The sequence below is a fragment of the Rhodococcus sp. NPDC019050 genome, from assembly GCF_055664235.1.
Genome location: NZ_JBVOON010000001.1, coordinates 35,582 through 60,995, shown reverse-complemented (window position 1 = coordinate 60,995; position 25,414 = coordinate 35,582). Strand labels below are relative to the sequence as shown.

The window sequence follows — 25,414 nt, the reverse complement described above, 5'->3', positions numbered from 1 at the left end:
CGCATGAGAACCGTCAGGCCCCCGTGAGGGACCGAAACGGGGCTTCTACTGTGCGAAGGCCTTCTCGAGGATCTCCTGCTGTTCGACAGCGTGGACCTTGCTCGAACCCGAAGACGGCGCCGACATCGCACGCCGCGAGATCCGCTTGATCCCGGCCAGCTTCTCCGGGAGCATCTCGGGCAGCGCCAGACCCAGGAACGGCCATGCACCCTGGTTAGCCGGCTCCTCCTGGACCCAGAAGAACTCCGACGCGTTCGGGTACATCTCCAGCGTCTCGGCGATCCGGCGACGCGGCACCGGGTACAGCTGCTCGACACGCAGGAGCGCGACGTCGTCGCGGCCTTCCTTCTGTTTCTTGGCCAGCAGTTCCCAGTAGATCTTGCCGGAGGTCAGCAGGACGCGCTTGACCTTCGAGCGGTCCGCCTCGTTGTTCTCGAACGGGATCTCCTCGAGAACCGACCGGAACTTGCCCTCGGTGAAGTCCTCGATGTTGCTGACCGCAGCCTTGTTGCGCAGCATCGACTTCGGCGTGAAGACCACCAGCGGGCGACGGATGCCGTCCAGGTGGTGACGCCGCAGCAGGTGGAAGTAGCTTGCAGGGGTCGACGGCATGGCCACGGTCATCGAGCCCTCGGCGCACAGCTGCAGCCAGCGCTCGATACGACCCGACGTGTGGTCCGGGCCCTGGCCCTCGTGGCCGTGCGGCAGCAGCAGCACGACGTCGGAGAGCTGACCCCACTTGGCCTCACCCGACGAGATGAACTCGTCGATGATGGACTGCGCGCCGTTGACGAAGTCACCGAACTGCGCTTCCCACAGCACGAGCGCGTCGGGGTTGCCCACCGAGTAGCCGTACTCGAAGCCCAGGCCTGCGAACTCGGTCAGCGCCGAGTCGTACACCATGAAGCGTCCACCGTTGCCGGCTTCGGCTGCCACCGCTGCGAGCGGGCTGTAGTCCTCGCCCGTCTTGCGGTCGATCAGGACCGAGTGCCGCTGCGTGAAGGTGCCGCGGCGCGAGTCCTGGCCGGCCAGACGCACGAGTGCGCCCTGCTCGACGAGCGAACCGAAGGCGAGCAGTTCGGCGTAGGCCCAGTCGATGTGACCCTCGCGGGACATCGTGCGGCGCTTCTCGATGACGGGCTTGACGCGCGGGTGCACGCTGAAGCCCTCCGGCACGTCGGCGAAGGCGTCGCCGATCCGTTCGAGCACCTCTTTGTCGACGGCGGTCTTCAGACGCGTCGGCGGGGTCTGGTCCAGCTCGACCGATTCGGACGGCTCCGGCTGGTACTTCTCGAGTTCACGTACCTCGTTGAAGACCCGCTCAAGCTGACCCTGGTAGTCGCGCAGGGCGTCTTCGGCTTCCTTGAGCGAGATGTCCCCGCGGCCGATCAGTGCCTCGGTGTAACTCTTGCGGACACTGCGCTTGGTGTCGATGACGTCGTACATCGCCGGCTGCGTCATCGACGGGTCGTCGCCCTCGTTGTGGCCGCGGCGGCGGTAGCAGATCATGTCGATCACGACGTCCTTGTGGAACTTCTCGCGGAAGTCCACGGCGAGCTGTGCAACCCACACACAGGCCTCGGGGTCGTCACCGTTGACGTGGAAGATCGGCGCGCCGATCATCTTCGCGACGTCGGTGCAGTACTCCGACGACCGCGAGTGCTCCGGCGCGGTGGTGAAGCCGACCTGGTTGTTGACCACGATGTGCACGGTGCCGCCGGTGCGGTACCCGCGCAGCAACGCGAGGTTGAGCGTCTCGGCCACGACACCCTGACCGGCGAACGCGGCGTCGCCGTGGAGCAGCAGCGGGAGAACCGTGAAGCCGCCCTCACCCTTGTCGAGGATGTCCTGCTTGGCGCGGACCAGGCCCTCGAGGACCGGGTTGACGGCTTCGAGGTGCGACGGGTTCGCGGTGAGCGACACCTTGATGTCGTTCTCGCCGAACATCTGGATGTAGGTGCCCTCGGCGCCGAGGTGGTACTTCACGTCGCCGGAGCCGTGTGCGGCAGCCGGATTCAGGTTGCCCTCGAACTCGGTGAAGATCTGCGAGTACGGCTTGCCCACGATGTTGGCGAGCACGTTGAGGCGGCCGCGGTGCGGCATCGCGATGGCGACCTCGTCGAGCTGGTGCTCGGCGGCCTGATCGATGATGGCGTCCATCATCGGGATGACCGACTCGGACCCCTCGAGCGAGAAACGCTTCTGGCCGACGTACTTGGTCTGCAGGAACGTCTCGAACGCCTCGGCGGCGTTGAGGCGGCTCAGGATGTACTTCTGCTCGGCGACCGTCGGCTTGACGTGGTGCGCCTCGACGCGTTCCTGGATCCAGCGCTGCTGCTCGGGCTCGAGGATGTGCGTGTACTCGACGCCGACGTGGCGGCAGTACGCGTCGCGCAGCACCGACAGGACGTCGCGCAGCTTCATCTTCTGCTTGCCGTGGAAGCCGCCGACGTTGAACTCGCGGTCGAGGTCCCACAGCGTCAGATCGTGGGTCGTCACGTCGAGATCCGGGTGCGAGCGGAACTTGTCGCGCACGAACTGCAGCGGATCGGTATCGGCCATGAGGTGGCCGCGGCTGCGGTAGGCGGCGATCAGCTCGAGCACACGGGTGCTCTTGTCGACGAGGCCCTCGGGCACGTCCTTGCGCCAGCGGACCGGCTCGTGAGGAATGTGCAGGGTGTGGAAGATCTCGTCGTAGAACTCGTCGGAGATCAGCAGCTGATGGATGGTCTTGAGGAACTCACCCGATTCGGCGCCCTGGATGACCCGGTGGTCGTAGGTCGAGGTCAGGGTCAGCAGCTTGCCGATGCCCATCTCGGCGATCCGGGCATCGGACGCGCCCTGGAACTCGGCGGGGTATTCCATCGCGCCGGCGCCGATGATCGCGCCCTGGCCGCCCATCAGGCGCGGAACCGAATGCACGGTGCCGATGCCGCCCGGGTTGGTCAGCGAGATGGTGACGCCCGAGAAGTCCTCACCGGTGAGCTTGCCGTCGCGTGCCCGCCGGACGATGTCCTCGTATGCCGCGTAGAACTGCGCGAAGTTCATCGTCTCGCAGTTGCGGATCGCGGCGACGACGAGCGAACGGGAACCGTTCTTGCCGGGCAGGTCGATCGCGAGACCGAGGTTGGTGTGCGCCGGAGTGACGAGGTTCGGCTTCCCGTCGATCTCGGCGTAGTGGTTGTTCATGTTCGGGTACGCCTTGACCGCCTGGACGATCGCGTAGCCGAGCAGATGCGTGAACGACACCTTGCCGCCCCGGGTACGGGCGAGGTGGTTGTTGATGACGATGCGGTTGTCGAACATCAGCTTCGCGGGAACCGCGCGAACGCTGGTGGCCGTCGGGATCGACAACGAGGCGTTCATGTTCTTTGCCACGGCAGCGGCCGCGCCCCGGAGGACCTTGGTCTCTTCGGAGCCGTTCTTGTCCGAAGATCCGCTCGCCGGCTTCGGCGCGGCCTTGGGTGCGGGCTTGGCGGCCGTGGTGGTCTTGCCGGCCGGCTCGTTGTTGGTAGCCGGCTTCGCCTTCGCCGGCGCAGCAGCCGGCTTCGCGGCAGAGTTCGCCGGAGTTGTGGTGGACGAGGCGGAAGCCTTCGGCGCTGCAGTCGCAGTAGCCGGGGGCGTCTTGGTGGAGGACTGGGTGGACTTCTCCGTGGTCTTCACCTCGGCTCCGTTCGAGCCTCCGGCCGCGGCTGCCTCGGGAGAGTAGTCGGTGAGGAACTCGTGCCAGCTCGCATCCACGGACGACGGATCGTCCTGGAACCGCTGGTACATCTCGTCAACCAACCACTGGTTCTGTCCGAACTGTGATGTAGAGCTGCTGCTCACGGCAGTTGTTCGCCTCGTTTCTTTCTTCGGTACCCGATCGGAGCGCCTATGTATATGAGGCTAGCTGGTGGGCGTGTGACGATCCGAACTGATCATCCATACCCGAGAGCCACCTCACAGTTTGAGTCGACGGGGTCACCATCGACGACGGTTCTCGACCGCCGATTATTCCCTCAATCGTGCATCGCTGCAGCACGGACCCCGTTACAAATGCGAGGACTGACGTGTGATTCGTGCGGCGGCAGGTTCCGGCAGTGCGTCCTCCGCATTGTCCGGGACGAGTGCTCCGCTGGCCAGTTGCCACAATGTGGTGTACAGACCGCCGGCGCGTCGCAGCGTCTCGTGGTGGCCCGTTTCGACGATCCTTCCGCCGTCCACGACCACGATCAGGTCGGCGCGCGCAGCGGTCGCCAGACGGTGCGCGACGATCACCGCGGTCCGCGATCGCGTCACCGTCGCGCCGGCTTCGAGCACAGCGCGCTCGGTCGCGGGGTCCAGCGTGGCGGTCGCCTCGTCGAGCAACAGCAGGTCGGGATCGACCAGTTCGGCGCGTGCGAGTGCGATGAGCTGTCGTTGCCCTGCGGACAGGCCTTGGCCGCGCTCGCCGACGGGATGGTGCATGCCGCCGCTGAGGCCGGCGATCATGTCCAGCGCACCCACCGCCCGCGCTGCGTCCTCGATGCGTTCCCGGCTCGAGTCGGGACGGCCGTACCCGATGTTGCTCGCGACGGTCCCCGTGAACAGGTGCGCCTCCTGCGGGACGACACCCAGCCTCGCGCGATACTCCGGAAGGCGGTATCGCCGCAGATCCGTGCCGTCCACGCGCACCGACCCCGAGGTCGGGTCGTAGAACCGTGCCAGCAGTTTGACCACCGTCGACTTCCCCGCACCGGTGCGGCCGACCAGGGCGACGGTCGCACCGGCGGGGATCTCCAGATCGACATCGGTGAGCGCGTCGCTGTCCGCACCGCTGTACCGGAACCCGACCTCGCGAAGATTCACGTCGCCGCGCAGACGACCCGGGACGGGGATGTCGCCGGTCGGTCCGGTTTCGAGGGAACTCTCGGTGCGCAGGAGATCGCCGATCCGGCGCAGACCGACGCGGGCCTGCTGGTAGCCGTCGAAGACCTGGGACAACTGCTGGATGGGCGCGAACAGCAGGTTCAGGTAGAGGACGAAGGCAATGAGCACACCCGGGGTGGCCGAACCCGACGCGACTTCCCGTGCGCCCACGAACACGACCGCCGCCAGCGCCAGGTCGGACAACAGGGAGATGAACGGGAAGTACAGCGAGATCGCGCGCTGCGACCGCATGCGGCTGCGACGGTACGAGTCGGCACGCTCGGCGAACAACCGGGCGGCGTTCTCCTCGCGGCGATACGCCTGCGCGGCGCGCAGACCGGTCACGTTCTCCTGGAACATCGCGTTGACCTGGGAGATGCGCTCGCGCGACTGGGCGTAGGCATCACGCGAGACCGACCTGAACCAGAACGTCACCGCGACGAGGATCGGAATCGCAGCCAGGACCACCAGTGCCAGCGACTGGTCGGTCGCGATCAGCGCGACGGAGATGCCCGTCAACGTCAGCACACTGACCACCGCGGTCGACAACCCCGTCTGGATGAATTGCGACAGTGCGTCCACGTCCGTCGTCATCCGGGTCATGATCCGGCCCGACAGTTCCCGTTCGTAGTAGTCGAGGCCGAGGCGCTGCAGATGCGCATAGCTGCGGACGCGCAGGCCGAACAGGACCCGTTCACCGGCGCGGGCCGTGAGGACCGTCAAGACCGCGACCGCGGCCCAGCCCACGAGGGCCAGGGCGACGCCCGCGGCCGCGGCCTCCCACAGCGCACCGGTGTTGCCGGGGGTCACGCCGCGGTCGACGGCGAACCGGACGATCGACGGGAACGCGATGCCGACGAGCGATTCGACCGTCAGGCACAGGGCCACGGCGGCGAGTAGCAACCGCACCGGTTGCAGCGTGGTCCACAGGCGGAATTCGGGATCGGGACGGCGGAGCGCGGCGGACTGCAACGCCGGTGCATCGCCGGGCGTCTCGGTGGCCGGTGGCAGCGCGGCCACCGCCTTCCGCAATTCCGGAGTCGGTGCGACCGCACCGAGCGCCCCGCTTGCCGGGCCGCCGCCACCGGGTCCGCGCGGGGCAGCAGGGGGCGATCCGGCGGTGCGCGCACCGCCGCCCTCGCCCTCCGACTCGAAGTCGGCGGGCCAGAGCACGTGACCGTCGAGGGACTCGGGCTCGTCGGGCCGGTCTTCCTCGAGCACATCGTTACCCGACAGCAGACGACGGAAGACGGGACTGCGCGCGTCGAGTTCCTCCGCGGTGCCGACGTCCACGATCCGGCCGCCGTCGAGAACCGCGACGCGGTCGGCGAGCGCCAGCGTGGACCGCCGGTGGGCGAGCACGAGCGTGGTGCGCTGTGGTTGTGCCCGCAGCGCCGCGTAGATGGCACCTTCGGTCTCGGCGTCCACCGCCGACGTCGCGTCGTCGAGGATGAGCACCCGCGGGTCGACGAGCAGGGCCCGCGCGAGCGCGACCCGCTGACGTTGTCCGCCCGACAAGGTCAGGCCCCGTTCCCCGACGACCGTGTCGTGACCGTCGGGCAGCGCCTCGATGAATTCGTCGGCCCGGGCCGCGACCGCGGCCGCGCGGATCTCCGCGTCGGTGGCGTCGGGGCGGCCCAGTGCGATGTTGGACGCGACGGTGTCGGAGAACAGGAACGGCTCGTCGAAGACCGGGCTCACCGCCGCGCGCAACTGCGTGGCGCACAGGGATGCGACGTCGTAGTCGACGCCGTCGGACGTCAGGCACACCGATCCGGTGTGAGGTGTGTAGAAACGCGGCACGAGCAGCGACATGGCCGTCTTTCCGGACCCGGCCGGCCCGACCACCGCGACGGTTTCACCGGGGGAGAGTTCGAGGTCGACGCCGCGGAGCACATCGCGGCCCGGTTCGAATCCGAAGGTGACATGGCGGAAGGCGAGTCCCAGCGGTCCGTCGGGCAGTGGCGCCGGGTGCGGAGGATCTGCCACGTCGGGCTCCGTGTCGATCACCTCGTAGACGCGCTCGACCGCGGCGCGGGACAGTTGCGCCATGATCACCACCTGCGCGAGGGTTCGCGTGGTCCCGGTCATCGTGGCGACATAGGCGGTGAACGCCACGAACGTGCCCACGGTGACGGTGCCCTCGAGCGCCAGCCATCCGCCGAGCGCGATGGTCGCGACCAGTCCGAGCTGGGGGATCGCTCCCATCGGCGCGGCGAACCGGGAGTTCACGCGCGCCGCCCGCAGCCGCTCGGAATACAGGCGGCGCCCGTGGCTCTCGAGTTGGTCGACCGCGCGGCTCTCCTGGCCGAATCCTTTGACCACCCGGACGCCGGTGACGGTTTCCTCGACGTGCTGAGCGAGGTCGGCCGCCCGCTGTTGCGCCGACCAGGTGGCCGCGAACAGTTTGGGGCGCACGACGCGCACGACCGCGACGATGATCGGCACCGTCACCACCGCGACGAGCGTCAGCAACGGGGACAGCACGGTCATGATCACGATCGTGAGGACGAACTGCAGCAGCGCACCCGCAGACATCGGCACGAGCGCGAGGAGTCCCTGGACGAGTTGCAGGTCGGTGATCGAGCGCGAGACGACTTGACCGGTTCGGATCCGGTCCTGGCCGTGCCCGTCGAGCCGCTGCAACGATCCGAGCAGGCGCAGCCGCAGATCGTGCTGAACGTTGAGCGACAGCCTTCCGGCCATCATCCGCCGGCCGTACTGACATCCGAACCGGACGACGGCGCCGACGGCGATCGCGGCCGCGGCGAGACCGATCAGCCGCGTGTCGTCCGGGGCGACGTCGCCCTCCCCGGTCGCGGTATCGAGCGCGACCTTCGTCAGCAGTGGGAACGCGATGTCGATCAGGGCCGCGACGACGGTGACCGCAAGCGCACCGAAGGCTTCTTTGCGGTGGCGCAGCGCTTCGCCGCCGAGCCGGCGAATCCAGCCCGCCGCAGGTGACTCCGATGCGGTGACGTGTGCCATTCGATCGACACTATCGCCGCCCGGTGACACCGGTGGTCGCGCAGGGGGTCAGACGAAGTCGCGGGTACGGGTCCGCCACCAGCCGAGCCCGCAGAACAGCACGGTCCAGAAGATCAGCACCAGCGGCGCGAGCGGCCACCGTACGGCCATTTCGACGTCGTCCGGCATCTCGACCACCGAGAACAGCGTGTACCAGGTGACCTGTCCGGGCAGGTACTGCGCGATGGCGCCCAATCCGATCCCGTGCAGGACCAGGGACACGATGAGTTCACCGAACGGGATCCATGCGCAGATCGCGAGGACGCTTCCAGTCATCGAGCCGGTCAGCAGTCCGAGGCCCGCGCCGATCAGCGCCCACAGTGCGGCGCAGAGCAGGCCGGTGCCGAGTACCGCACCGACGGTTCCGAAGTCGGCGCCGCTGAACCCGCCGCCGAACATCAAGATGGTCAGCGCGGAGACGACCTCTGCGATGAGGCAGTACGCCAGACCGAAGATCGTGGCGACCGCCAGTTTCGTCGCCAGTATCCGGTCGCGTCCCCGCGTAGTAAGAAGCGTCGTGATCACGGTGCGGTGCTGGAACTCGCTGCCGGTGTTGACGACGCCGAACAACGCGGAGAACAGGAACACCAGGGCCAGCGCCAGCGAGATTCCGACCGCGGCCGCGGCGGCTTCCGCGAAGTCCTCGCCGACGACGTCCTCGAGTTGGCGCATCACCGGCAACGTCAGGGCACCGCAGAACAGTCCGACGAGCAGCGGCGCGATGCCGAGGATCCACCAGTAGCGCAGGCTCAGCACTTTGCGGAACTCGGCGGTCAGGAGCGCGGTCATGCGGAGGGTCCTTCGGATCCGGTCGGCTGTTGCTGCTGTGGGCCGTAGTACTGCTGAGGCGGCCCGTACTGCTGCGGTGGGCCGTACTGCTGTGGTGGGCCGTACTGCTGCGGGGGACCGTAGTAGGGCTGCTGGGGGTGTTGCTGCTGTTGCGGCCCGGGGTGCTGGGGTCCGGGGTATTGCTGTCCGGGGTACTGCTGGGGGCCGGAGTACGGCTGGGACGGATACTGGGGCTGCGACGGATACTGCCCGGGTGGTTGCCCGCCCGGCCCCCAGCCGGGACCGCTCCACGGACCACCGGGACCCGGTGGCGTCGCCGCGTAACGACCAGCCGTCATCGACAGGTACACCTGCTCGAGGTCGACACTCTCGACAGTCGTACCGAAGAGCGTGACGCCGCTGTCCGCGGCGATCGCGGTGATCTGTTCCGCATTCGCCCCCACGACCGCCAGACGACCGTCGGGCTGCACCTGCGCGTCGGTGTGTCCCGCCGCGGCGAGGGCCGTGGCGAGGCGGGCCGGGTCCGACGCTGCAACCAGCACCCGCGGCCGGTACGCCGCGCGGAGGTCGTCCATGCTGTTCGCGGCCACGAGTGTTCCGTTGCTGATGATGACCAGGTGATCGGCCATCTGCTCGACCTCGCGCAGGATGTGGCTCGAGATCAGGACGGTCCCGCCGTTGCGGGCGTAGGCGACGAGGAAGTCGCGCAGCCACGCCATGCCTTCGGGGTCGAGACCGTTGGCCGGTTCGTCGAGTACCAGGTACCGCGGTTGGCCCAGCAGGGCGGTCGCGAGCGCGAGACGCTGCCGCATACCCAACGAGAATTCGCCGATCCGACGCTTCGCGGCGGGTGTCAGCCCGACGAGGTCGAGCATCTGGGTGGCGCGAGCATCCGGAACCCCGATCGCCGCGCAGTACACACGAAGGTGTGTCAGCGCCGTGTGCTTCGGATGCGCGCTGCGTGCCTCGAGCACCGCACCCACAACTTGTGCGGGGTGCTCGAGGTCGGTGAACCGCACACCGTCGACGTAGGCGCCGCCGGAGGTCGGACGGATGAGACCGAGGAGCATTCCCAGCGTGGTCGTCTTACCGGAACCGTTGGGACCGAGGAAGCCTGTGATCGACCCGGGCGACACCGTGAAACTCAGGTCGGTCACCGCGGGGTGGTTCCCGAACATCTTGGTCAGCCCCTGCACGACGATTCCCGCGGGCCGCGTGGGCGGCTGCCCACCGTATTCGGCCCCGCCGTACGGCGTCTGCGCTGACGGTGTTGTCACTGGTGGGAACCCCCTTCGTCGCGACTCCGCGGCACGGCGCCACGAGCCTTCGTGAGCTTACGTGCAGGACCCGCGACCGCTCAGGACGTCCACATCGTTCATCGCTCGGCAGACCGGCGATATTCGTACGGGTGAACGGAAACGTGCCGTCCATGCGTGTCCCGGGGCACCGCTCGCGCGACTCGAACTGACCGTGCTCGTCGAGGAACTGCTCGCTGCCACGATTTCGCTGACCGCGGCCGAGGGCACCCGGTCGGTCTACGCCACCTATCCGGCCGGCGGGTTCAGCGAGGTTTCGGTATCTCTCGTGCGCAGCTGATCCCGGCCGTATCCCGCGCTTCCGTTCACCGTCGGAACATCGACCGTCAGACCACGGGGGGCACTGTCCGGAGTTCGCTCCACGTCGCGGGCGGCGGGCCGAAGGCGTCCCGCGCGTTCGCGATGGTGCGTTTGCCGATAGCGCGGTTGCCCGCGCCACCGATCGCCGCACCGATTCCGGCGGGGACCAGTTTGCCCAGCACCAGTGCGCTCCGTTTGGCCAGGTACTTGCGAACGAACCCCTTCACGAGCGAGTTGTTCACGACCTTCAACTGCTTGTTGTCGAGCTGGCCGGTCAGTGCCTTCGGCCAGTTCTTCATGGAGGTGCCGGTGGCTGCGGCGACGATCTCCTTGCCGGTGTCGCCGAGCGCGACGGACAGCACCAGTGCCCGTCGCTGGTCGTGATCGTGGGGCTCGATGCCGTGTACGGCAGCGATCGCCAAGGTCAGCAGCGCCGACGCTTCGAGGAAGAACATCGTCTCCGCGCCCACTGCGCCGATCGCCGCGACGGTGCCCACGCCGGGGAACGCGGCGGTCGCGCCCACCGCGGATCCGCTGCCCGTGACGCCGAGCAGGAACTGCTTCTCGAGACGAGTGATGATCTGCGCGGGGGATTCGTCCGGGTGCGCACGACGCAGGAGATCGACGTATTTCGCAACTGCGGGTCCCTGCAGCCTGCTGCCGTTGTCGAGCAACGGCACGAGCATCTTCTCGACGGGTCCCGTGGTGTCCTTCATTCGGCTTCTGTCCTCTTTCCCGCGGGAGCTGGTTACGCTTGTCGGGTGACCGGCTCATCTGGAGCAGTCGGGGTTTCCCAAGGTGCTCGGCAGCGGCCCGCGCCGCTGCTGAGACCGTTTGTGCGTTGGTACGAAGGATATCGGCTCTCGGGCTTCCCACCCGGAATCCATCGCGGTATGCCGTCACCGGAAGTTACGGTAATTATCACGTTTGGCGAGCCGATCAACCTGCTTCCCGACGCCGGACCGCCCGCCACCTTCGATGCACTCGCGAGTGGTTTGTCGTCCGTGCCGGTGATCATCGCGCACACCGGTTTCCAGCACGGGATCCAGTTGTCGCTCACGCCCTCGGGCGCCCGCGCGCTGCTCGGCGTACCCGCCGCCGCACTGGGATCGTGGGCTGTCGATCTCGAGGACGTGCTGGGGGTTGACTATCGGGAATTGAACGACTCTCTGTCCGGTGCGCCCACGTGGCCGGAGAGATTCGCGATTCTCGATCGCGTCCTCGCCCGACGGCTCGCGGCGAGCGGCGACACGGAAATAGAGGGCTCACTCTCGCAGGCGTGGCGGATGCTGGTGTCCGATCCCGGACGCCCGGTGCGGGCGGTGGCCGACGAAATCGGCTGGAGCCGAAGACATCTCACGGGACGGTTCGTCGCGGAATTCGGCCTCGCGCCGAAAGAGGTCGCGCGGGTCGCGCGTTTCCACCGCTCGCGAACCCTGTTGCGTACCGCAGGATCGCACCGCCTTTCGGACGTCGCAGCCGTGTGCGGCTACTACGACCAGGCGCATCTGGCCCGGGACTGGCGCGCCCTCGCGGGTGTGCCCCCGTCCGTGTGGATGGCTGAAGAACTGTTCCCAATTGTCCAAGACGAGTGAGCCCGGCACGCGGAGACTCGGTGCCATGACGAACACATCGCAGACCACAGCAAATCCGACAACCACCGGCAGTGCCTCCCTCGGAAACGCCCCCGGAGTGTGGCCCTGCCTGATCTACAGCGACGCGCGCGCCGCGATCCGATTCCTCGTCGACACCCTCGGATTCACCGAGAGCGCCGTGTACGGGGAGGGCGAACGCGTCGACCACGCCGAACTGGCATGGCCGTACGGCGGCGGACTCATGCTCGGGTCCGGCAAACCGGACAGCCCGCTGAGCGCACACCCCGACGTCGGTTCGGTGTACCTCGTCGTACCGGAGGACTCCGTCGCCGACGATCTCCATCGCAAGGTGGTGGCCTCGGACGCGACCGTCACCATCGAACTACGCGACGAGGACTACGGGTCGCACGGGTTCACCTGCCGCGACCCGCACGGGGTGTTCTTCAGCATCGGCACCTACCGGGGTCACGGTTCCGCCGAGTAACGGAGCGGCGTGTGGCCGGGAGGTACCCTCTCGGCCGCACGCGGCGGCGGCGGAGGAGTGCCGTCGCCGAAGGGCCTTCCGCCCAGCGCTTCCCTGCCGTGGGGACTCGACCAGTTCGACAGGTCGGGTCCCTTCGGCACGATCCGGGTGGGATTCACGTCGGTGTGCACCAGGTAGTAGTGCTGCTTGATCTGCACGAAGTCGACGGTGTCACCGAAACCGGGCGTCTGGAACAGGTCCCGGGCGAAACCCCACAGCGCCGGGAACGCCGTGAGCGGATTGCGGTTGCATTTGAAATGCCCGTGATACACCGGGTCGAAGCGAACGAGCGTGGTGAACAGCCTGACGTCGGCCTCGGTGATCGAGTCGCCCACCAGGTAGCGGCGGGTGCCCAACCGCTCCTCGAGTTGATCGAGGCGCGCGAACAATCTGTCGAACGACTGGTCGTACGACGCCTGCGACCCCGCGAACCCGCATCGGTACACACCGTTGTTCACGTCGCGGTACACGGCGTCTGCAACTTCGTCGATCTCGCCGCGCAATTTCTCCGGATACAGGTCGGGCGCTCCCTCGCGGTGATACCGCGTCCACTCCGTCGAGAAGTCCAGTGTCATCTGCGCGTAGTCGTTGGTGACGACTGCGCCGGTCGGGATGTCGACGATCGCGGGAACGGTGATGCCCCGGTCGTATCCGGGAAACCGGGCGAAGTACGCGTCCTGCAGACGCGGAATGCCCAGTACCGGGTCGACGCCGCCCGGATCGAGATCGAAGGTCCAGCTGCGCTCGTCGTGGGTGGGGCCGCACAACCCGAGCGACAGTGCGTCTTCGAGCCCCAGGAGCCGCCGGACGATCATGGCGCGGTTCGCCCACGGGCATGCGCGCGCCGCGACGAGCCGATAGCGTCCGGCCTCGACGGGGTAGCCGTCGCGGCCGTCGGCGGTGATGCGGGTGTCGATGTACCGGGTGTCACGCGTGAAGCCGGAACCGGGCTCGACGTAGGTGCCGCCGGTCTTGTTCTCGTGTTCGCGTCGGTCGGTCACGGGCGTACCTTCACTTCGATTTCGGGCCGGCGCCGGGTTCACGGGCAGGCGGGGAGTCGCACGGTCATCTGTGTTCCCCATTCGGTGTACCCCGACACCGCCGCGAGCCCGCGCGCGGCGAGATTGTCGCGGCGCACGCGCGACATGGGGATCAGACCCGCGTCGAGCGCGTCGTGTGTCGCAAGAGTTGCCACCGTGGCGGCGAGGCCGAGTCTGCGGTTCTCCGGTGTGGAGATCACGCGGACATCGGCGAGCAGCGAATGCAGCTCGCGGTAGCCGGCTCCGGCCAGGGGTCGATGATCGGGGTCCAGCAGAACGAACGAGCGGGCCGGGCGCGCGAGCGACAGGTCGGTTTCCGTGACGTCGTCGGGCGGACAGTGCCGCAGCAGTTCGGCGAGGTCTTCGGTGCTGTGGGAGATCAGCGGATCACGCACGCGGGTCGCGTCCACCCAGTCGGCACACAGCCCGAGCTTCTCGATACGCACCGCGTGCCCGCCGGTCGCGGCGCCCACCGATGTTTCGTCGATGCGTTCGGGTGGAAGGTCTTCGATCGCCGACACCGCGGACTCCGGGCCCACCACAGCGACGGCGTCGCCCACGCGCAGGATGCGCAGGGTCCGGGTCGTGGGGTCCACGCGCAGTACCGAACCCGGGGTCGTGAGTGCGTCGTCGGCGAGTCCGAGTACCCGGCACCAGGCCAATGTCGCGATGCTCGAGAGATGCGGGTCCACCGGGCTACCGTAGTCCTTCGAGGAGCGGAGGGGTTTTCGTGAGTGGTGTTACCGAGCGAGCCGAGGCGCCACGGTCGGGGGAGACCGGAGGGCAGTGGGCGGCGCTGGCCGCGTTGTGTCTGGGGTTCTTCATGATCCTCGTCGACAGCACCATCGTCGCTGTCGCGAACCCGGCGATCATGCACGCGTTCGAGACCGACATCGACAGCGTCGTGTGGGTCACCAGCGCCTACCTGCTCGCATATGCGGTGCCGTTGCTCGTCACCGGTCGCCTCGGTGATCAGCTCGGACCCCGGCGGATGTACCTCGGCGGGCTGGTGGTCTTCACCGCCGCGTCGCTGTGGTGCGGAATGTCGTCGACGGTGGAGATGCTCATCGTGGCGCGGGTGTTCCAAGGGTTCGGCGCGGCGATGATGTCGCCGCAGACGATGGCCGTGATCACGAGAATCTTTCCGCCGGACCGGCGCGGCAGCGCGATGGGGCTGTGGGGTGCGGTGGCGGGCATCGCGACGCTCGCCGGCCCGCTCGCCGGTGGTGTTCTGGTGGATTCCCTCGGCTGGGAATGGATCTTCTTCGTGAACGTGCCCGTCGGCGTCGTGGCATTCCTGCTCGCCCTCCGGTATGTCCCCGTCCTGCCCACGCATGCGCACAGGCTCGACATCGCGGGCGTGGTCCTGAGCGGGCTGGGCTTGTTCTGTCTGGTGTTCGGTATCCAGGAAGCCAACTCGTACGACTGGTCCGCGAGGGTGTGGTGGCTGATCGGTGCAGGCGTCGCGTTGCTGGTGGTGTTCGTCCGATATCAGGCGGTCACCCGCGGTGAGCCGCTCGTGCCGCTGGTCCTGTTCCGGGACCGGAACTTCTGTCTCGCCAACGTCGGGATCGCCTCGATCGGGTTCGCGATCACGTCCGTGATGTTGCCGTTCATGTTCTATGCGCAGGCGGTGCGGGGGCTGAGCCCGACCGGCGCAGCGGTGCTCATGATTCCGATGGCGGTGCTCAGTGGGGTGCTCGCACCGGGCGTGGGCCGCCTCGTCGACCGGGTGCATCCGAGAGTGATCGCGTCCGGTGGGTTCTTGCTCCTGGCCGTCGCCTTCGCCTGGTTGTCCCTGGTCATGACTCCCGAGGCCTCCACTCTCCAGTTGCTTCTGCCCATCGGGCTGATGGGTATCGCGAGTTCCGCGATCTGGTCGCCGTTGTCCGCGACGGCCACCAACCACCTCCCGCCGGACCTCGCGGGTGCCGGGTCCGGCGTGTACAACACCACGCGACAGGTCGGAGCCGTGCTCGGGAGTGCGGCCCTGGGGTCGCTGATGGCAGCACGATTGTCGGCAAACGGGTTGGGGAGCGGTGGATCTTCCGGAATGGATGCCCTCGAACTACCTCTATTCCTGCGCGAGCCGTTCGCGACCGCGATGGCGGAGTCGATGTGGTTGCCGATGTCGGTTCTGCTGGTGGGCCTCGTCGCATCGCTGGCTTTCGAACGTCCGCGGAGCCAGATTCGGCGACGCGAGGCCCCCCGCGCGACGGCCCCGGAAAGTGCTTCTTTCTGACCCGCGGATGCGTTCTCTGCTGCTTTGTCGTTCGTGCCCCCCGACTGTGACGCACGCCATATAGTGCAACCACGCGCAGCCGTGGGAGGTGGCATGTCATTGGCGGTGGTGGAGATTCCCGCTGGGGTCGGATGGTTGAGGGACGAGCGTGTCACGCGCCGGTCCGGCGGCATCCTGCAGTACGAAGGACTGGAGTCGTGCCTGGCAGAACTTCTCGATCGCAGTGCGCTGAGATTCTCGAACAACGTTGCAGCCATTGATCGTTCGGGTTGCGCCGTAACGTATCGCGAATTGTGGACGGCCGCGGCGAGGGTCGCGGGAGGTCTGCTCGACCAAGGTGTCGGACCGGCCGACCGTGTCGTCGTGCACTACTGCAACGGCTTCGAGTGGCTGAGAGGCTTTCTCGGTGTCGTCCTGGCCGGTGCCGTTCCCGTTCTGCCCGATCCGACGTGCAGCGATACCGAACTCGACTGGATCGTCTCCGACAGCGGTGCCGTGCTCTGCCTGCAGGACACGCTGCCCGACGGTCTCGCATTTCTCGACGGCGGAGCCTCGCCCGACGAACTCGCCCTGCTGTACTACGTGCGCAGGTGGGGTGGCGGCATGCACGGCGTCGAACTGACGAACACCAACGTCCTCTCGACCATCGAAGCCGTCGCACACGCGATGAACCTCGCGGGGGAGAGCGCACGCACCGTCATCACAGCGCCTCTGTCGACGGCGGTGGGATGCAGTGTGCAGTTGCTGCCCACGTTGGCGTTCGGCGGCACGGTCGTCGCGTCGGGATCGCGCGGTATCAGGGTGCCGTGGCGGCATCCGCGCGCGTCCTTCCCGTCGGCGCAGTGCGTCCGCGGGTGGGGTGTGGCCGAGACCGGTGGGATCGGACTGCTGTTGCCCACCGAGTGCCGGAAAGAGCATCCGCGCAGCGTGGGGGTTCCCTTCGGGGGAATCGAAGTCGCGCTGCTCGGCCCCGGCGCCGAGGACGGTGTCGGTGAGTTGCTGTGCCGCGGCCCCAGCGTCGCGAGGCGGTACTGGAACGACCCGGTGGCGACGGCCGAGACGTTCTCCGACGCCGGGTGGTTCCGTACCGGCGACCAGGTGTACATCGACGACGAAGGGTTCGTCTATCCGGTGGCAGTGCGAGTGGCCTGACCGGTGGGACCGAGGAACTGCCACACGAGCGGAGGTCGGGTATACACCCGATAACCGAAATCTCCGGCCGGGCGAGCGGCGACCGTCCGCGCCCCACAACAGAAGGATGTCTGCATGTCCGACGAAGTCCTGCTCGAGCGTCGTGGCCGAGTCCTCGTCATCACCATCAACCGGCCCGACGCGCGCAACGCGGTGAACGCGGCGGTCAGCCGGGGCCTTGCCGACGCGGTCGACATCCTCGACGAGGACGCCGGATTGTCGGTCGGCGTGCTGACCGGTGCCGGCGGGAACTTCTGCGCGGGAATGGACCTCAAAGCATTCGTCGCGGGCGAGAATGTAGCGATTCCCGGCAAGGGACTCGGCTTCACCGAGGCTCCGCCTCGCAAGCCGCTCATCGCCGCCGTCGAGGGTTTCGCGCTGGCCGGCGGCACCGAACTGGTTCTCTCCACCGACCTGGTGGTCGCGGCGCGGAACGCCAAGTTCGGTATCCCCGAGGTCAAACGAGGCCTGGTGGCGGCCGGTGGTGGACTCCTGCGCCTGCCGTCGCGCATTCCGTACCAGAAGGCTATGGAACTGGCCCTGACCGGTGACTCCTTCACCGCGGAAGAAGCCCACGGATTCGGTTTCGTCAACACGCTGACCGAGCCCGGTGGCGCCCTCGAGGGCGCGCTGGCACTCGCCGAGCGCATCACCGCGAACGGTCCGCTCGCGGTGGCGGTGACCAAGGAGATCATCGCCAAGTCGGTGGACTGGGCGGCGGACGAAGCGTTCTCGAAGCAGATGGAGCTGGCCGCTCCCGTGTTCGTCTCCGAAGATGCGCGCGAAGGTGCGACGGCATTCGCGGAAAAGCGGCCACCCGTGTGGCAGGGCCGCTAGTGCCCTGAGCAGGGCCGGAAGAGCCGACAGAGAGGACACGCCCGTGACATCGAGAGACGATCTCGGCGACGTGGATCGGCACGCGTCGCCGGAAGATGCACTGGCCGAACTGCACGTGCACATCGAGGGCACGCTCGAGCCGGAACTGATGCTCGAACTGGCCGAACGCAACCACGTGACGTTGCCGCACGGAGACGTCGACTACCTTCTGTCCGGGCACGAGTTCTCGGGGTTGCAGTCGTTTCTCGATCTGTACTACGCGAACATGGAGGTTCTCCGTACCGCCGAGGACTTCTCCGATCTCGCGCGCGGCTACCTTGCGCGCGCTGCACGCGCCGGGATCACCCACGCCGAGTTCTTCTTCGATCCGCAGGCGCATGTGGTGCGCGGAGTCCCGCTCGAGGACGTGGTGGAGGGACTGTCCGATGCCGTCGCGGTGTCCCGCCGGGAGTTCGGTGTCGACGCGGCCATGATCGCCTCGATCGTGCGCGACCATCCGGTACCGGACGCCCACGCGATGTTCGGCGAGCTGATGCGGCTTCAGGCCCCGATCGTCGCGCTCGGCCTCGATTCGGCGGAGGTCGGGTACCCGCCGTCACTCTTCGAAGACGTCTTCGCGCGCGCCCGGGCGGAGGGTTTGCACATCACTGTGCACGCCGGCGAAGAGGGGCCGCCCGAGTACGTGTGGCAGGCACTCGATCTGCTCGGGGCCGAACGCATCGACCACGGGATTCGTTCGCTGGAAGACCCTGCTCTCGTCGAGCGCCTCGTCGAGGAGCAGATCCCGCTCACCACCTGCCCGTTGTCGAACGTGAGGTTGCACGTCGTCGAGTCGCTGTCAGTGCATCCGTTGCACCGGATGCTCGATGCAGGCCTGGCGGTGACCATCAATTCGGACGATCCGGCGTACTTCGGCGGTTACGTCGACGACGTGTTCGCTGCCTTGCACGACGAGCTCGGTCTCACCGAAGAGGAGCGGAAGCTCCTCGCCCGCAATTCGATCCGAGCCGCGTTCACCTGAGCGCGGCGGCGCCGGTCATGCGCCGAGCACTCGGTCGAGATACGGATTGGCGAACATGCGGGCGGGGTCCACGCGATCGCGGACAGCCAGGAAATCGTCGAATCGTGGGTAGGCCGCACGCAGGTCGGCGGCGGCGCGTCCGTGCATCTTTCCCCAGTGCGGACGGCCGTCCACCGCGCGCATGATCGACTCGACCGCGTCGAAGTACGCGCGGTGGTCGCGCCGGTGATATTGGTGCACGGCGACGTAGGCAGTCTCACGACCGTATGCGGTGGACAACCAGACGTCGTCCGGTGCGGCGAAGCGGACTTCGACGGGAAAACCGATCCGCGTGTCACCGGCCTGCAGCCAGGATTCGATCTCCCGGATCACGTCCTCGAGTGCCTCGACGGGTACGGCATATTCCATTTCACGGAACCGGACGCGCCGGGTGGACGCGAATACCCTGTAGCTGCGGTCGACGTAGGTGCGTTCGGACAGGGCGCGCGACGCCACCCTGTTGAGCGGGGGAATCAGGCCGGGTGCGCGGGTACCGACCTGCTGCACAGCCGAGAACACACCGTTGGAGAGCAGTTCGTCGTCGACCAGGCCCCGAATCCGGCCGACCGGCCGGACCGGTGACGGCCCTTCGAGTCTCGTGTTGTGTTTGGTCAATACCCCGTCGGTATGGGGAAACCAGTAGAACTCGAAGTGGTCGACGCCGGCCCGGAAGGAGTCGAGGTCGGCGAGGGTTTCTCGCAACGACGACGGTGCTTCGTGCGCATGTAGACGGAACGCCGGTACGCATTCGAGGGTGAGGGTGGCCAGCACGCCCAGGGCGCCGAGGCCGAGTCGTGCCGCTTCGAACAGTGCCGGATCGTGCTCGGGTGAACATTCGGCGACACTTCCGTCTGCGAGCACCAGGGTCAACGCCCGGACCGACGCCGCGAGGCCGCTGAACTGCGCTCCGGTGCCGTGGGTTCCGGTCGAGACGGCACCCGCGATCGACTGGACGTCGATGTCGCCGAGGTTGGGGAGCGCCAGGCCCATGGTCCACAGCAGCGCACTCAGGTCGTGCAGGCGGGTGCCCGCGTGGACGGTGACGAGAGCCCCGGTGGCAGTCGGTTCCGCCGAGACGATTCCGGACATCGCGTCGAGCGACACCAGCGTGCCGTCGGTGACGGCGACACCCGTGAACGAATGGCCTGCGCCCACCGCCTTCACGCGTTCGCCGCGCCGGGAGGCGCCCGTGACCACGGCGACGAGTTCGTCGACGGTGCTCGGGGTGTCGAATCGCCGAGGAGACGCCGTTTCGGTTCGCGCCCAGTTGCGCCACGTTGCCATGGAAACATCATGATCTTGGACGGCCGTCCAGGTCAATAGTGCCACCGGACCGCCCTCGCGTTCTACGATCGAATCATGTTGAACCGGTTGCCTGCGGACGAGCGGCGGGCGCAACTCGTCGAATCGGCGCTCGCGCTGGCCGAGCGTGGAGGAGTGGGGGCGGTGACCGTCCGCGCCGTCGCGGAGCACGCCGGTGTCTCCCTCGGTGTGGTGCACTACTGCTTCGACAGCAAGGAAGCGCTCGTGGTGGCCATGGCGGAAACGCTCATCGACCAACTCGGCGAGGCCATGAACGCCGCCTTCGACCTTCCCGACGACGGCCCCGCCCCGCAAGGGCTGACCGGACTGCGGCAACTGCTCCATGCCGGTCTCACCGCGATGTGGCCGGCTCTCGAGTTCGGGTACGGGCGCCAGTTGCTCACCTACGAGATCACCGCGTACTCGTTGCGGCACCGGGCCCCCGGTACGGAGTCGGCCGGCGCGGACGGTCAGGTCACGAGCGGCGACATCGCAAGGCTGCAATACCAGCGGATGGACGAGCACGCGGGACGATTCCTGCTGGCGTGTGCCGAACGCTCGGGGACGGAGTGGATCGAACCGGTGTCCAGTCTGTCGCGACTGTCGCTGGCGCTGCTCGACGGACTGGTACTCCGCTGGCTCGTCGATCAGGACAGCGACGCGGTGATCATCGAACTCGACAACCTGGCGGGGATCATCGCTTCCCACGCCACAGAACGACCCTGACCTACCGCCCGACGTTCCCGACCGACAACCGAATGGGATGTGCCTTGCCCCACGCTGCCCTCGACGCCGCCCTCGACCGACTTTCCGCCGCCACCGCCGCGCTCGATCCGCCTTTCGCCGCAGTCGACCTGCCGACCCTGCGTGGTAACGCGCAGGATCTGCTTCGTCGCGCAGGGGGAACACCCGTCCGGATCGCGAGCAAGTCGGTGCGCTGCCGCGCAATCCTGGAAGAGGCCCTCGGTACCACGCTGACCGGCGGAGAAGGATTTCGCGGGATCATGGCGTATTCCCTGCGCGAGGCCTTGTGGCTCGTCGACCTCGGCGCCCGCGACGTCCTGCTGGGCTATCCCACCGTCGATCGCGGCGCACTCGCCGAATTGGGCGCTCATCCCACCGCTCTCGAATCCGTCACCCTGATGATCGATTCCGTCGATCACCTGAGTTTGATCCGAAATGCATTGGGGTCAGCGAATATACGGGTCCGGGTGTGCCTGGATGTGGACGCCTCTCTACGTGTCGGGCGGGTGCATCTAGGGGTGCGGCGCTCCCCGCTGCGTACCCCGGACCAGGTTGCCGCGCTGGCACGCAGCGCCGAAGCCGCCGGATTCGCCGTAGTGGGCGTGATGTTCTACGAGGCCCAGATCGCAGGTCTCCCTGACTCTTCCGCGCCGGTGCGCTGGGTCAAGCGCGCGTCCGCGTCCGAACTCGCGACCCGGCGTGGTGCCGTGGTCGACGCGGTACGGTCCGTCACCGGCGACCTCGAAATCGTCAACAGCGGCGGAACCGGCTCTCTCGAAGTGAGTTCCGCCGATCCGGTCGTCACCGAGGTCACCGCGGGATCCGGTCTCTATATGCCCACGCTGTTCGACGACTACCGTGCCTTCACCGCCCACCCGTCGATCTTCTTCGCCCTGCCCGCCGTGCGGAAACCCTCGGCGGCGATCACGACCTTGTTCGGCGGTGGGTACATCGCTTCCGGTCCGGCGTCGGCGTCGCGAGTTCCCCGTCCGGTGCGGCCGGCCGGACTGAAGTTGCTGCGCAACGAGGGCGCCGGAGAAGTACAGACACCCGTCACCGGTCGCGGCGCCGCAGACGTTCCGATCGGCGGCAGGGTCTGGTTCCGGCACGCGAAGGCCGGTGAACTGTGTGAACGTTTCGACCGGCTGTACCTCGTGGACGGCGACACCTGCGTGGAAGCACCGACCTATCGCGGCGAGGGCCGGTGCTGGTGACCCCCGCCGCGGGGGTCTGAGCCGCGCCGTTCTTCCCGGGCGCCGGGGGCCGGATCCACTGGCGGCACCGGCCCGTCGCCGCACCCCGAGCCGGGGTGGTCTTCGCCCACGGAATGGGTCAGCACACCGGGCACTACCACCGGTTCGCCCGCGGTCTCGCCGCGCACGGTGTCGCGATGTGGGGGATCGACCTCGCCGGGCACGGCTTGTCGGAAGGCACTCCGGGACAACCCGGGAGCATCGCGGACTACGCAGCGGATCTCGCGGCCCTCACGGATATCGCCGAGACGAGCGGAGTCCCGCTGGTGCTCATGGGGCATTCCCTCGGCGCGGTGGCGTCGCTCGCGTTGGTGCGGTCCGATGCCCGGCGGTTCGATGGGGCCGTGCTGTGCGGCACGCCGCAGGGTGCCGCCGTACCGGAGACCGCCGCCGTGCTCACCGCGACCGGGCTGTCGGTGCTGGCTGTCCACGGGGTCGACGACCGGATCTCACCCGTCGAGCCGGTACGGGCGTGGGCCGGGTCGGTGCCCGCGCTGCGATGGCGCGAGTATGCCGACGCGGGGCACGACCTACTCCACGAGCGGGTGCACGGGCAGGTGACCGGCGACATCGCCGAGTTCGTGCTCGAGATGTCCCAAGGGCACCGGGGATAGAACGAACTGCGCCCCTCGCCGTGTGGGCGAGGGGCGCAGTGTGCGTGACAGGGACGAGTCGGGTCAGTTGTAGATCGACGCGATCTCCGAGCCGTGCTTCTCGTGGATGATGTTCCGCTTGAGCTTGAGCGTGGGCGTCAGTTCGCCTGTCTCGATGCTGAAGTCGGTATCGAGGATCCGGTACTTCTTGATCGCTTCGGCCTTCGAGACCTTGTTGTTGGTCTCGGCGACGGCGGTGTCGATCTCGGCGATCAGATCTGCGTTCTTGATCAGGTCGCCGATGGGCGTGCCGGCCGGCAGGTCGTGGCGCTCGAGCCAGCCCGGCAGCGCCTCCTGATCGATCGTGATCAGCGCACCGATGAACGGCTTCGAGTCGCCGACGACGAGCACCTGGCTGATCAGCGGGTGTGCACGCAGCGAATCCTCGAGGATCGCCGGAGCGACGTTCTTGCCGCCCGCGGTGACGATGAGTTCCTTCTTGCGGCCCGTGATCGAGACGAAGCCGTTCTCGTCGATCGCTCCGATGTCGCCGGTGTGGAACCAGCCCTCGCGGATCGCGTCCTTGGTGGCTTCGTCGTTCTGCCAGTAGCCCTCGAAGACCTGGGGGCCCTTGAGCAGCAGTTCGCCGTCTTCGGCGATCTTCGCGGCGCACCCGTCGAAGGGCTTGCCGACGCTGCCGACCTTCTGCGCGGCGGGGGTGTTCATGATGATGCCGCCCGTGGTCTCGGTCAGTCCGTAACCCTCGAGCACGTTGACGCCGACGCCGCGGAAGAAGTGTCCGAGGCGAGCGCCGAGTGCGGCACCACCGGCGACGGCCATGTTGGCCTTGCCGCCGAGGGCAGCACGCAGCTTGCCGTAGACGAGCCGGTCGAAGACTGCGTGCTTGATCTTCAGGCCCAGGCCCGGTCCGCCCGTCTCGAGCGCCTGGCTGTACTGGATCGCGACGTCGGAGGCCTTCTCGAAGATCTTGCCCTTGCCGCCGTCGTAGGCCTTCTGCTTCGCGGAGTTGTAGACCTTCTCGAAGACCCGGGGCACCGACAGGATGAAGTCGGGCTGGAACTCGGCGAACTTGTCGAGCAGGGTGGTCAGGTCCGAGGTGTGCGCGACCGTCACCCGGCTGTCGAAGGCCGAGAAGGAGATCAGGCGTGCGAAGACGTGCGCGAGCGGCAGGAAGAGCAGCGTGCGACGGCCGGCCTGCATGCTCTCGGGCAGGGCGATGGCGCAGGCTGTCGCCTCTGCGTAGAGGTGACGATGCTTGAGCAGCACACCCTTCGGGCGGCCGGTGGTGCCCGAGGTGTAGATCAGGGTCGCGCCGGATTCTGCGACGACCTGCGCCCGGCGTTCCTCGACCTGCTCGTCGGTGATCGCGGCGCCACGGGCGATGAGCTCGTCGACGGCGCTCTTGCCGCCGGAGCCGGGCTCGATCGTGAGCATCTCGCGGAGTGCGGGTGCGGCGTCGGCGACCTCACGGACGACGTCGGCGTACTCGTCCTTCTCGACGACGAGCATCGACGTGGCCGAGTCCTCGAGGATCCACTTGGACTGGTCGGCGGCAGAGGTCTCGTAGATGGCCACCGTGACGCCGCCCGCGGTCCAGATCGCGTAGTCGAGCAGAACCCATTCGTAGCGGGTCCCCGACAGGATCGCGACGCGGTCGCCGAGTTCGATGCCCGAAGCCATCAGGCCCTTCGCGACACTGCGGACCTGGTCGGCGAACTCTCGTGCCGAGACCTTCACCCACTGGCCGTCGACGGGCCGCTCGAAGGCGACGAAGTCCGGGGACTCCTTCTCGTGCCGGAACACCGAATCGGCCATCGAGACGTTCTCCGGAATCGAGAACGTCTGCGGCACGGCAATCTCACTCACTGTGACCCCTCCATCTTTTTGAACTTTCAGTGTGCATTGCATCACAGTTCATTTGAATTCGCATTACCCGGGTGTCCGATTTGCGAATAATTTACAGTCCGATAAGCGTGATGTGCGCTACATGTCCCAATGCCGGGTAATGGCCACGATCCTACATGGCGGATGAGGTACAGATCACAGGCGGCGGTCGTGAAGGATCCGGACGGCCTCGTCGTCCTCGAGTTGATGGAAGTCTTCGTACGCCGCTCCCACACTGTCGGTGTCTCGCGGTATCCACGGGCAGAGCAGCTCGTCGGCCACGGGAGCGACCCGGCGGGCGGCCTCGGGGGACGCGACGGGCACCGCCACGATCACGCTCTCGGCACCGCCGGCCCGGGCGGCTGCACAGGCGACCGCAACCGTCGCGCCGGTGGCCATGCCGTCGTCGACGATCACTGCCGTGCGGCCCGGCAGTTCGATGCGCGCCGCCCCGGCACGCAGCAATGTGGCGCGTCGCGCGAGTTCGCGGCGCTCCCGCGCCTCGACCGCTTCGATCGCGTCGTCCCCGATCCCGCCCCTGCGGACGACATCTTCGTTGAGCACCCGGAAACCGCCCTCCGCGATGGCACCCATCGCGAGTTCGGGATGCCACGGCACCCCCAGCTTGCGCACCACCAGGACGTCGAGGGGAGCGTCCAGGGCGAGGGCGAGTTCCCGCGCGACGGGGATCCCGCCGCGCGGGAGAGCGAGCACGAGGGGGCGGGGCGCATTGCGCAGGTGCGATGCCACCCGGGCGAGGTGTCGCCCGGCGTCCTCACGGGAGGCATACCGCACCTCCTCAGTATG

General features: G+C 67.7%; 20 protein-coding genes. 10 read left to right on the top strand and 10 right to left on the bottom strand.

Features of this window, described 5'->3' with window-relative positions:
• Nucleotides 1-45: 45 nt before the first annotated feature.
• The 4 genes from AC0B44_RS00265 to AC0B44_RS00250 all read right to left on the bottom strand — a co-directional run bounded on the left by AC0B44_RS00265 (nucleotide 46) and on the right by AC0B44_RS00250 (nucleotide 9,983).
• Nucleotides 46-3,828, bottom strand: coding sequence for a multifunctional oxoglutarate decarboxylase/oxoglutarate dehydrogenase thiamine pyrophosphate-binding subunit/dihydrolipoyllysine-residue succinyltransferase subunit (locus tag AC0B44_RS00265; RefSeq protein ID WP_471900941.1), 3,783 nt, complete (start codon nucleotides 3,826-3,828; stop codon nucleotides 46-48).
• 204 nt (nucleotides 3,829-4,032) lie between these two features.
• Nucleotides 4,033-7,878: an ABC transporter ATP-binding protein gene (locus tag AC0B44_RS00260; protein WP_471900940.1), complete on the bottom strand. Its 3,846-nt coding sequence runs from the start codon at nucleotides 7,876-7,878 to the stop codon at nucleotides 4,033-4,035.
• Nucleotides 7,879-7,926: 48 nt separating this feature from the next.
• On the bottom strand, nucleotides 7,927-8,706 hold the full coding sequence (locus AC0B44_RS00255) for an ABC transporter permease (RefSeq protein ID WP_471900939.1): 780 nt from the start codon (nucleotides 8,704-8,706) through the stop codon (nucleotides 7,927-7,929).
• Entirely contained in the window at nucleotides 8,703-9,983 is a 1,281-nt protein-coding gene (locus AC0B44_RS00250; RefSeq protein ID WP_471900938.1) for an ABC transporter ATP-binding protein, read from the bottom strand. Before AC0B44_RS00250 ends, AC0B44_RS00255 begins: the two co-directional genes overlap by 4 nt.
• Before the next feature lie 61 nt (nucleotides 9,984-10,044).
• Here AC0B44_RS00250 and AC0B44_RS00245 point away from each other — a divergent pair, with 61 nt between their 5' ends.
• On the top strand, nucleotides 10,045-10,302 hold the full coding sequence (locus AC0B44_RS00245) for a hypothetical protein (RefSeq protein ID WP_471900937.1): 258 nt from the start codon (nucleotides 10,045-10,047) through the stop codon (nucleotides 10,300-10,302).
• 46 nt (nucleotides 10,303-10,348) lie between these two features.
• On the opposite strand, the gene AC0B44_RS00240 is transcribed toward AC0B44_RS00245, so the two are convergent.
• Nucleotides 10,349-11,038, bottom strand: coding sequence for a hypothetical protein (locus AC0B44_RS00240; RefSeq protein ID WP_471900936.1), 690 nt, complete (start codon nucleotides 11,036-11,038; stop codon nucleotides 10,349-10,351).
• Between the two features lie 45 nt (nucleotides 11,039-11,083).
• Here AC0B44_RS00240 and AC0B44_RS00235 point away from each other — a divergent pair, with 45 nt between their 5' ends.
• Nucleotides 11,084-11,917, top strand: a complete 834-nt coding sequence (locus AC0B44_RS00235; RefSeq protein ID WP_471900935.1) for an AraC family transcriptional regulator — start codon at nucleotides 11,084-11,086, stop codon at nucleotides 11,915-11,917.
• A 97-nt stretch (nucleotides 11,918-12,014) separates the two neighbouring features.
• The gene (locus tag AC0B44_RS00230) at nucleotides 12,015-12,401 is read left to right on the top strand and encodes a VOC family protein (protein ID WP_471901347.1); all 387 of its coding nucleotides are present in this window, start codon (nucleotides 12,015-12,017) and stop codon (nucleotides 12,399-12,401) included.
• Here the strand turns inward: AC0B44_RS00230 and AC0B44_RS00225 are convergent.
• Together AC0B44_RS00225 and AC0B44_RS00220 are read right to left on the bottom strand one after the other, a co-directional pair.
• On the bottom strand, nucleotides 12,383-13,441 hold the full coding sequence (locus tag AC0B44_RS00225; RefSeq protein ID WP_471900934.1) for a glutathione S-transferase family protein: 1,059 nt from the start codon (nucleotides 13,439-13,441) through the stop codon (nucleotides 12,383-12,385). The genes AC0B44_RS00230 and AC0B44_RS00225 overlap by 19 nt on opposite strands.
• A gap of 38 nt (nucleotides 13,442-13,479) precedes the next feature.
• Nucleotides 13,480-14,172 (bottom strand): GNAT family N-acetyltransferase, encoded by a 693-nt coding sequence (locus AC0B44_RS00220; protein WP_471900933.1) that lies wholly within the window; start codon nucleotides 14,170-14,172, stop codon nucleotides 13,480-13,482.
• A 38-nt stretch (nucleotides 14,173-14,210) separates the two neighbouring features.
• Between AC0B44_RS00220 and AC0B44_RS00215 the strand changes: the two genes are divergently transcribed.
• The 4 genes from AC0B44_RS00215 (at nucleotide 14,211) to AC0B44_RS00200 (ending at nucleotide 18,771) form a co-directional block, all read left to right on the top strand.
• Nucleotides 14,211-15,722, top strand: a complete 1,512-nt coding sequence (locus AC0B44_RS00215; RefSeq protein WP_471900932.1) for an MFS transporter — start codon at nucleotides 14,211-14,213, stop codon at nucleotides 15,720-15,722.
• Between the two features lie 93 nt (nucleotides 15,723-15,815).
• On the top strand, nucleotides 15,816-16,874 hold the full coding sequence (locus AC0B44_RS00210) for a class I adenylate-forming enzyme family protein (protein WP_471900931.1): 1,059 nt from the start codon (nucleotides 15,816-15,818) through the stop codon (nucleotides 16,872-16,874).
• 114 nt (nucleotides 16,875-16,988) lie between these two features.
• Entirely contained in the window at nucleotides 16,989-17,750 is a 762-nt protein-coding gene (locus tag AC0B44_RS00205; protein WP_471900930.1) for a crotonase/enoyl-CoA hydratase family protein, read from the top strand.
• A 43-nt stretch (nucleotides 17,751-17,793) separates the two neighbouring features.
• Nucleotides 17,794-18,771 carry an adenosine deaminase gene (locus AC0B44_RS00200; RefSeq protein WP_346765156.1) on the top strand — a complete coding sequence of 326 codons (978 nt, stop codon included), beginning with the start codon at nucleotides 17,794-17,796 and terminating at the stop codon, nucleotides 18,769-18,771.
• Between the two features lie 15 nt (nucleotides 18,772-18,786).
• On the opposite strand, the gene AC0B44_RS00195 is transcribed toward AC0B44_RS00200, so the two are convergent.
• Nucleotides 18,787-20,094: a D-arabinono-1,4-lactone oxidase gene (locus tag AC0B44_RS00195; protein WP_471900929.1), complete on the bottom strand. Its 1,308-nt coding sequence runs from the start codon at nucleotides 20,092-20,094 to the stop codon at nucleotides 18,787-18,789.
• Nucleotides 20,095-20,169: 75 nt separating this feature from the next.
• Here AC0B44_RS00195 and AC0B44_RS00190 point away from each other — a divergent pair, with 75 nt between their 5' ends.
• Genes AC0B44_RS00190 through AC0B44_RS00180 form a run of 3 tightly spaced genes read left to right on the top strand, consistent with a single transcriptional unit; the run spans nucleotide 20,170 to nucleotide 22,723 of the window.
• The gene (locus AC0B44_RS00190) at nucleotides 20,170-20,838 is read left to right on the top strand and encodes a TetR/AcrR family transcriptional regulator (protein ID WP_471900928.1); all 669 of its coding nucleotides are present in this window, start codon (nucleotides 20,170-20,172) and stop codon (nucleotides 20,836-20,838) included.
• A 44-nt stretch (nucleotides 20,839-20,882) separates the two neighbouring features.
• Nucleotides 20,883-22,070 carry an amino acid deaminase/aldolase gene (locus AC0B44_RS00185; RefSeq protein WP_471900927.1) on the top strand — a complete coding sequence of 396 codons (1,188 nt, stop codon included), beginning with the start codon at nucleotides 20,883-20,885 and terminating at the stop codon, nucleotides 22,068-22,070.
• Between the two features lie 53 nt (nucleotides 22,071-22,123).
• The gene (locus tag AC0B44_RS00180) at nucleotides 22,124-22,723 is read left to right on the top strand and encodes an alpha/beta hydrolase (RefSeq protein WP_471901346.1); all 600 of its coding nucleotides are present in this window, start codon (nucleotides 22,124-22,126) and stop codon (nucleotides 22,721-22,723) included.
• Between the two features lie 63 nt (nucleotides 22,724-22,786).
• Here AC0B44_RS00180 and AC0B44_RS00175 read toward each other — a convergent pair whose 3' ends face one another.
• Both AC0B44_RS00175 and AC0B44_RS00170 read right to left on the bottom strand, forming a co-directional pair.
• Complete coding sequence (locus AC0B44_RS00175) at nucleotides 22,787-24,589, bottom strand: AMP-dependent synthetase/ligase (RefSeq protein ID WP_471900926.1); 1,803 nt, start codon at nucleotides 24,587-24,589, stop codon at nucleotides 22,787-22,789.
• 174 nt (nucleotides 24,590-24,763) lie between these two features.
• On the bottom strand, nucleotides 24,764-25,402 hold the full coding sequence (locus AC0B44_RS00170; RefSeq protein WP_471900925.1) for a phosphoribosyltransferase: 639 nt from the start codon (nucleotides 25,400-25,402) through the stop codon (nucleotides 24,764-24,766).
• Nucleotides 25,403-25,414 lie beyond the last annotated feature (12 nt).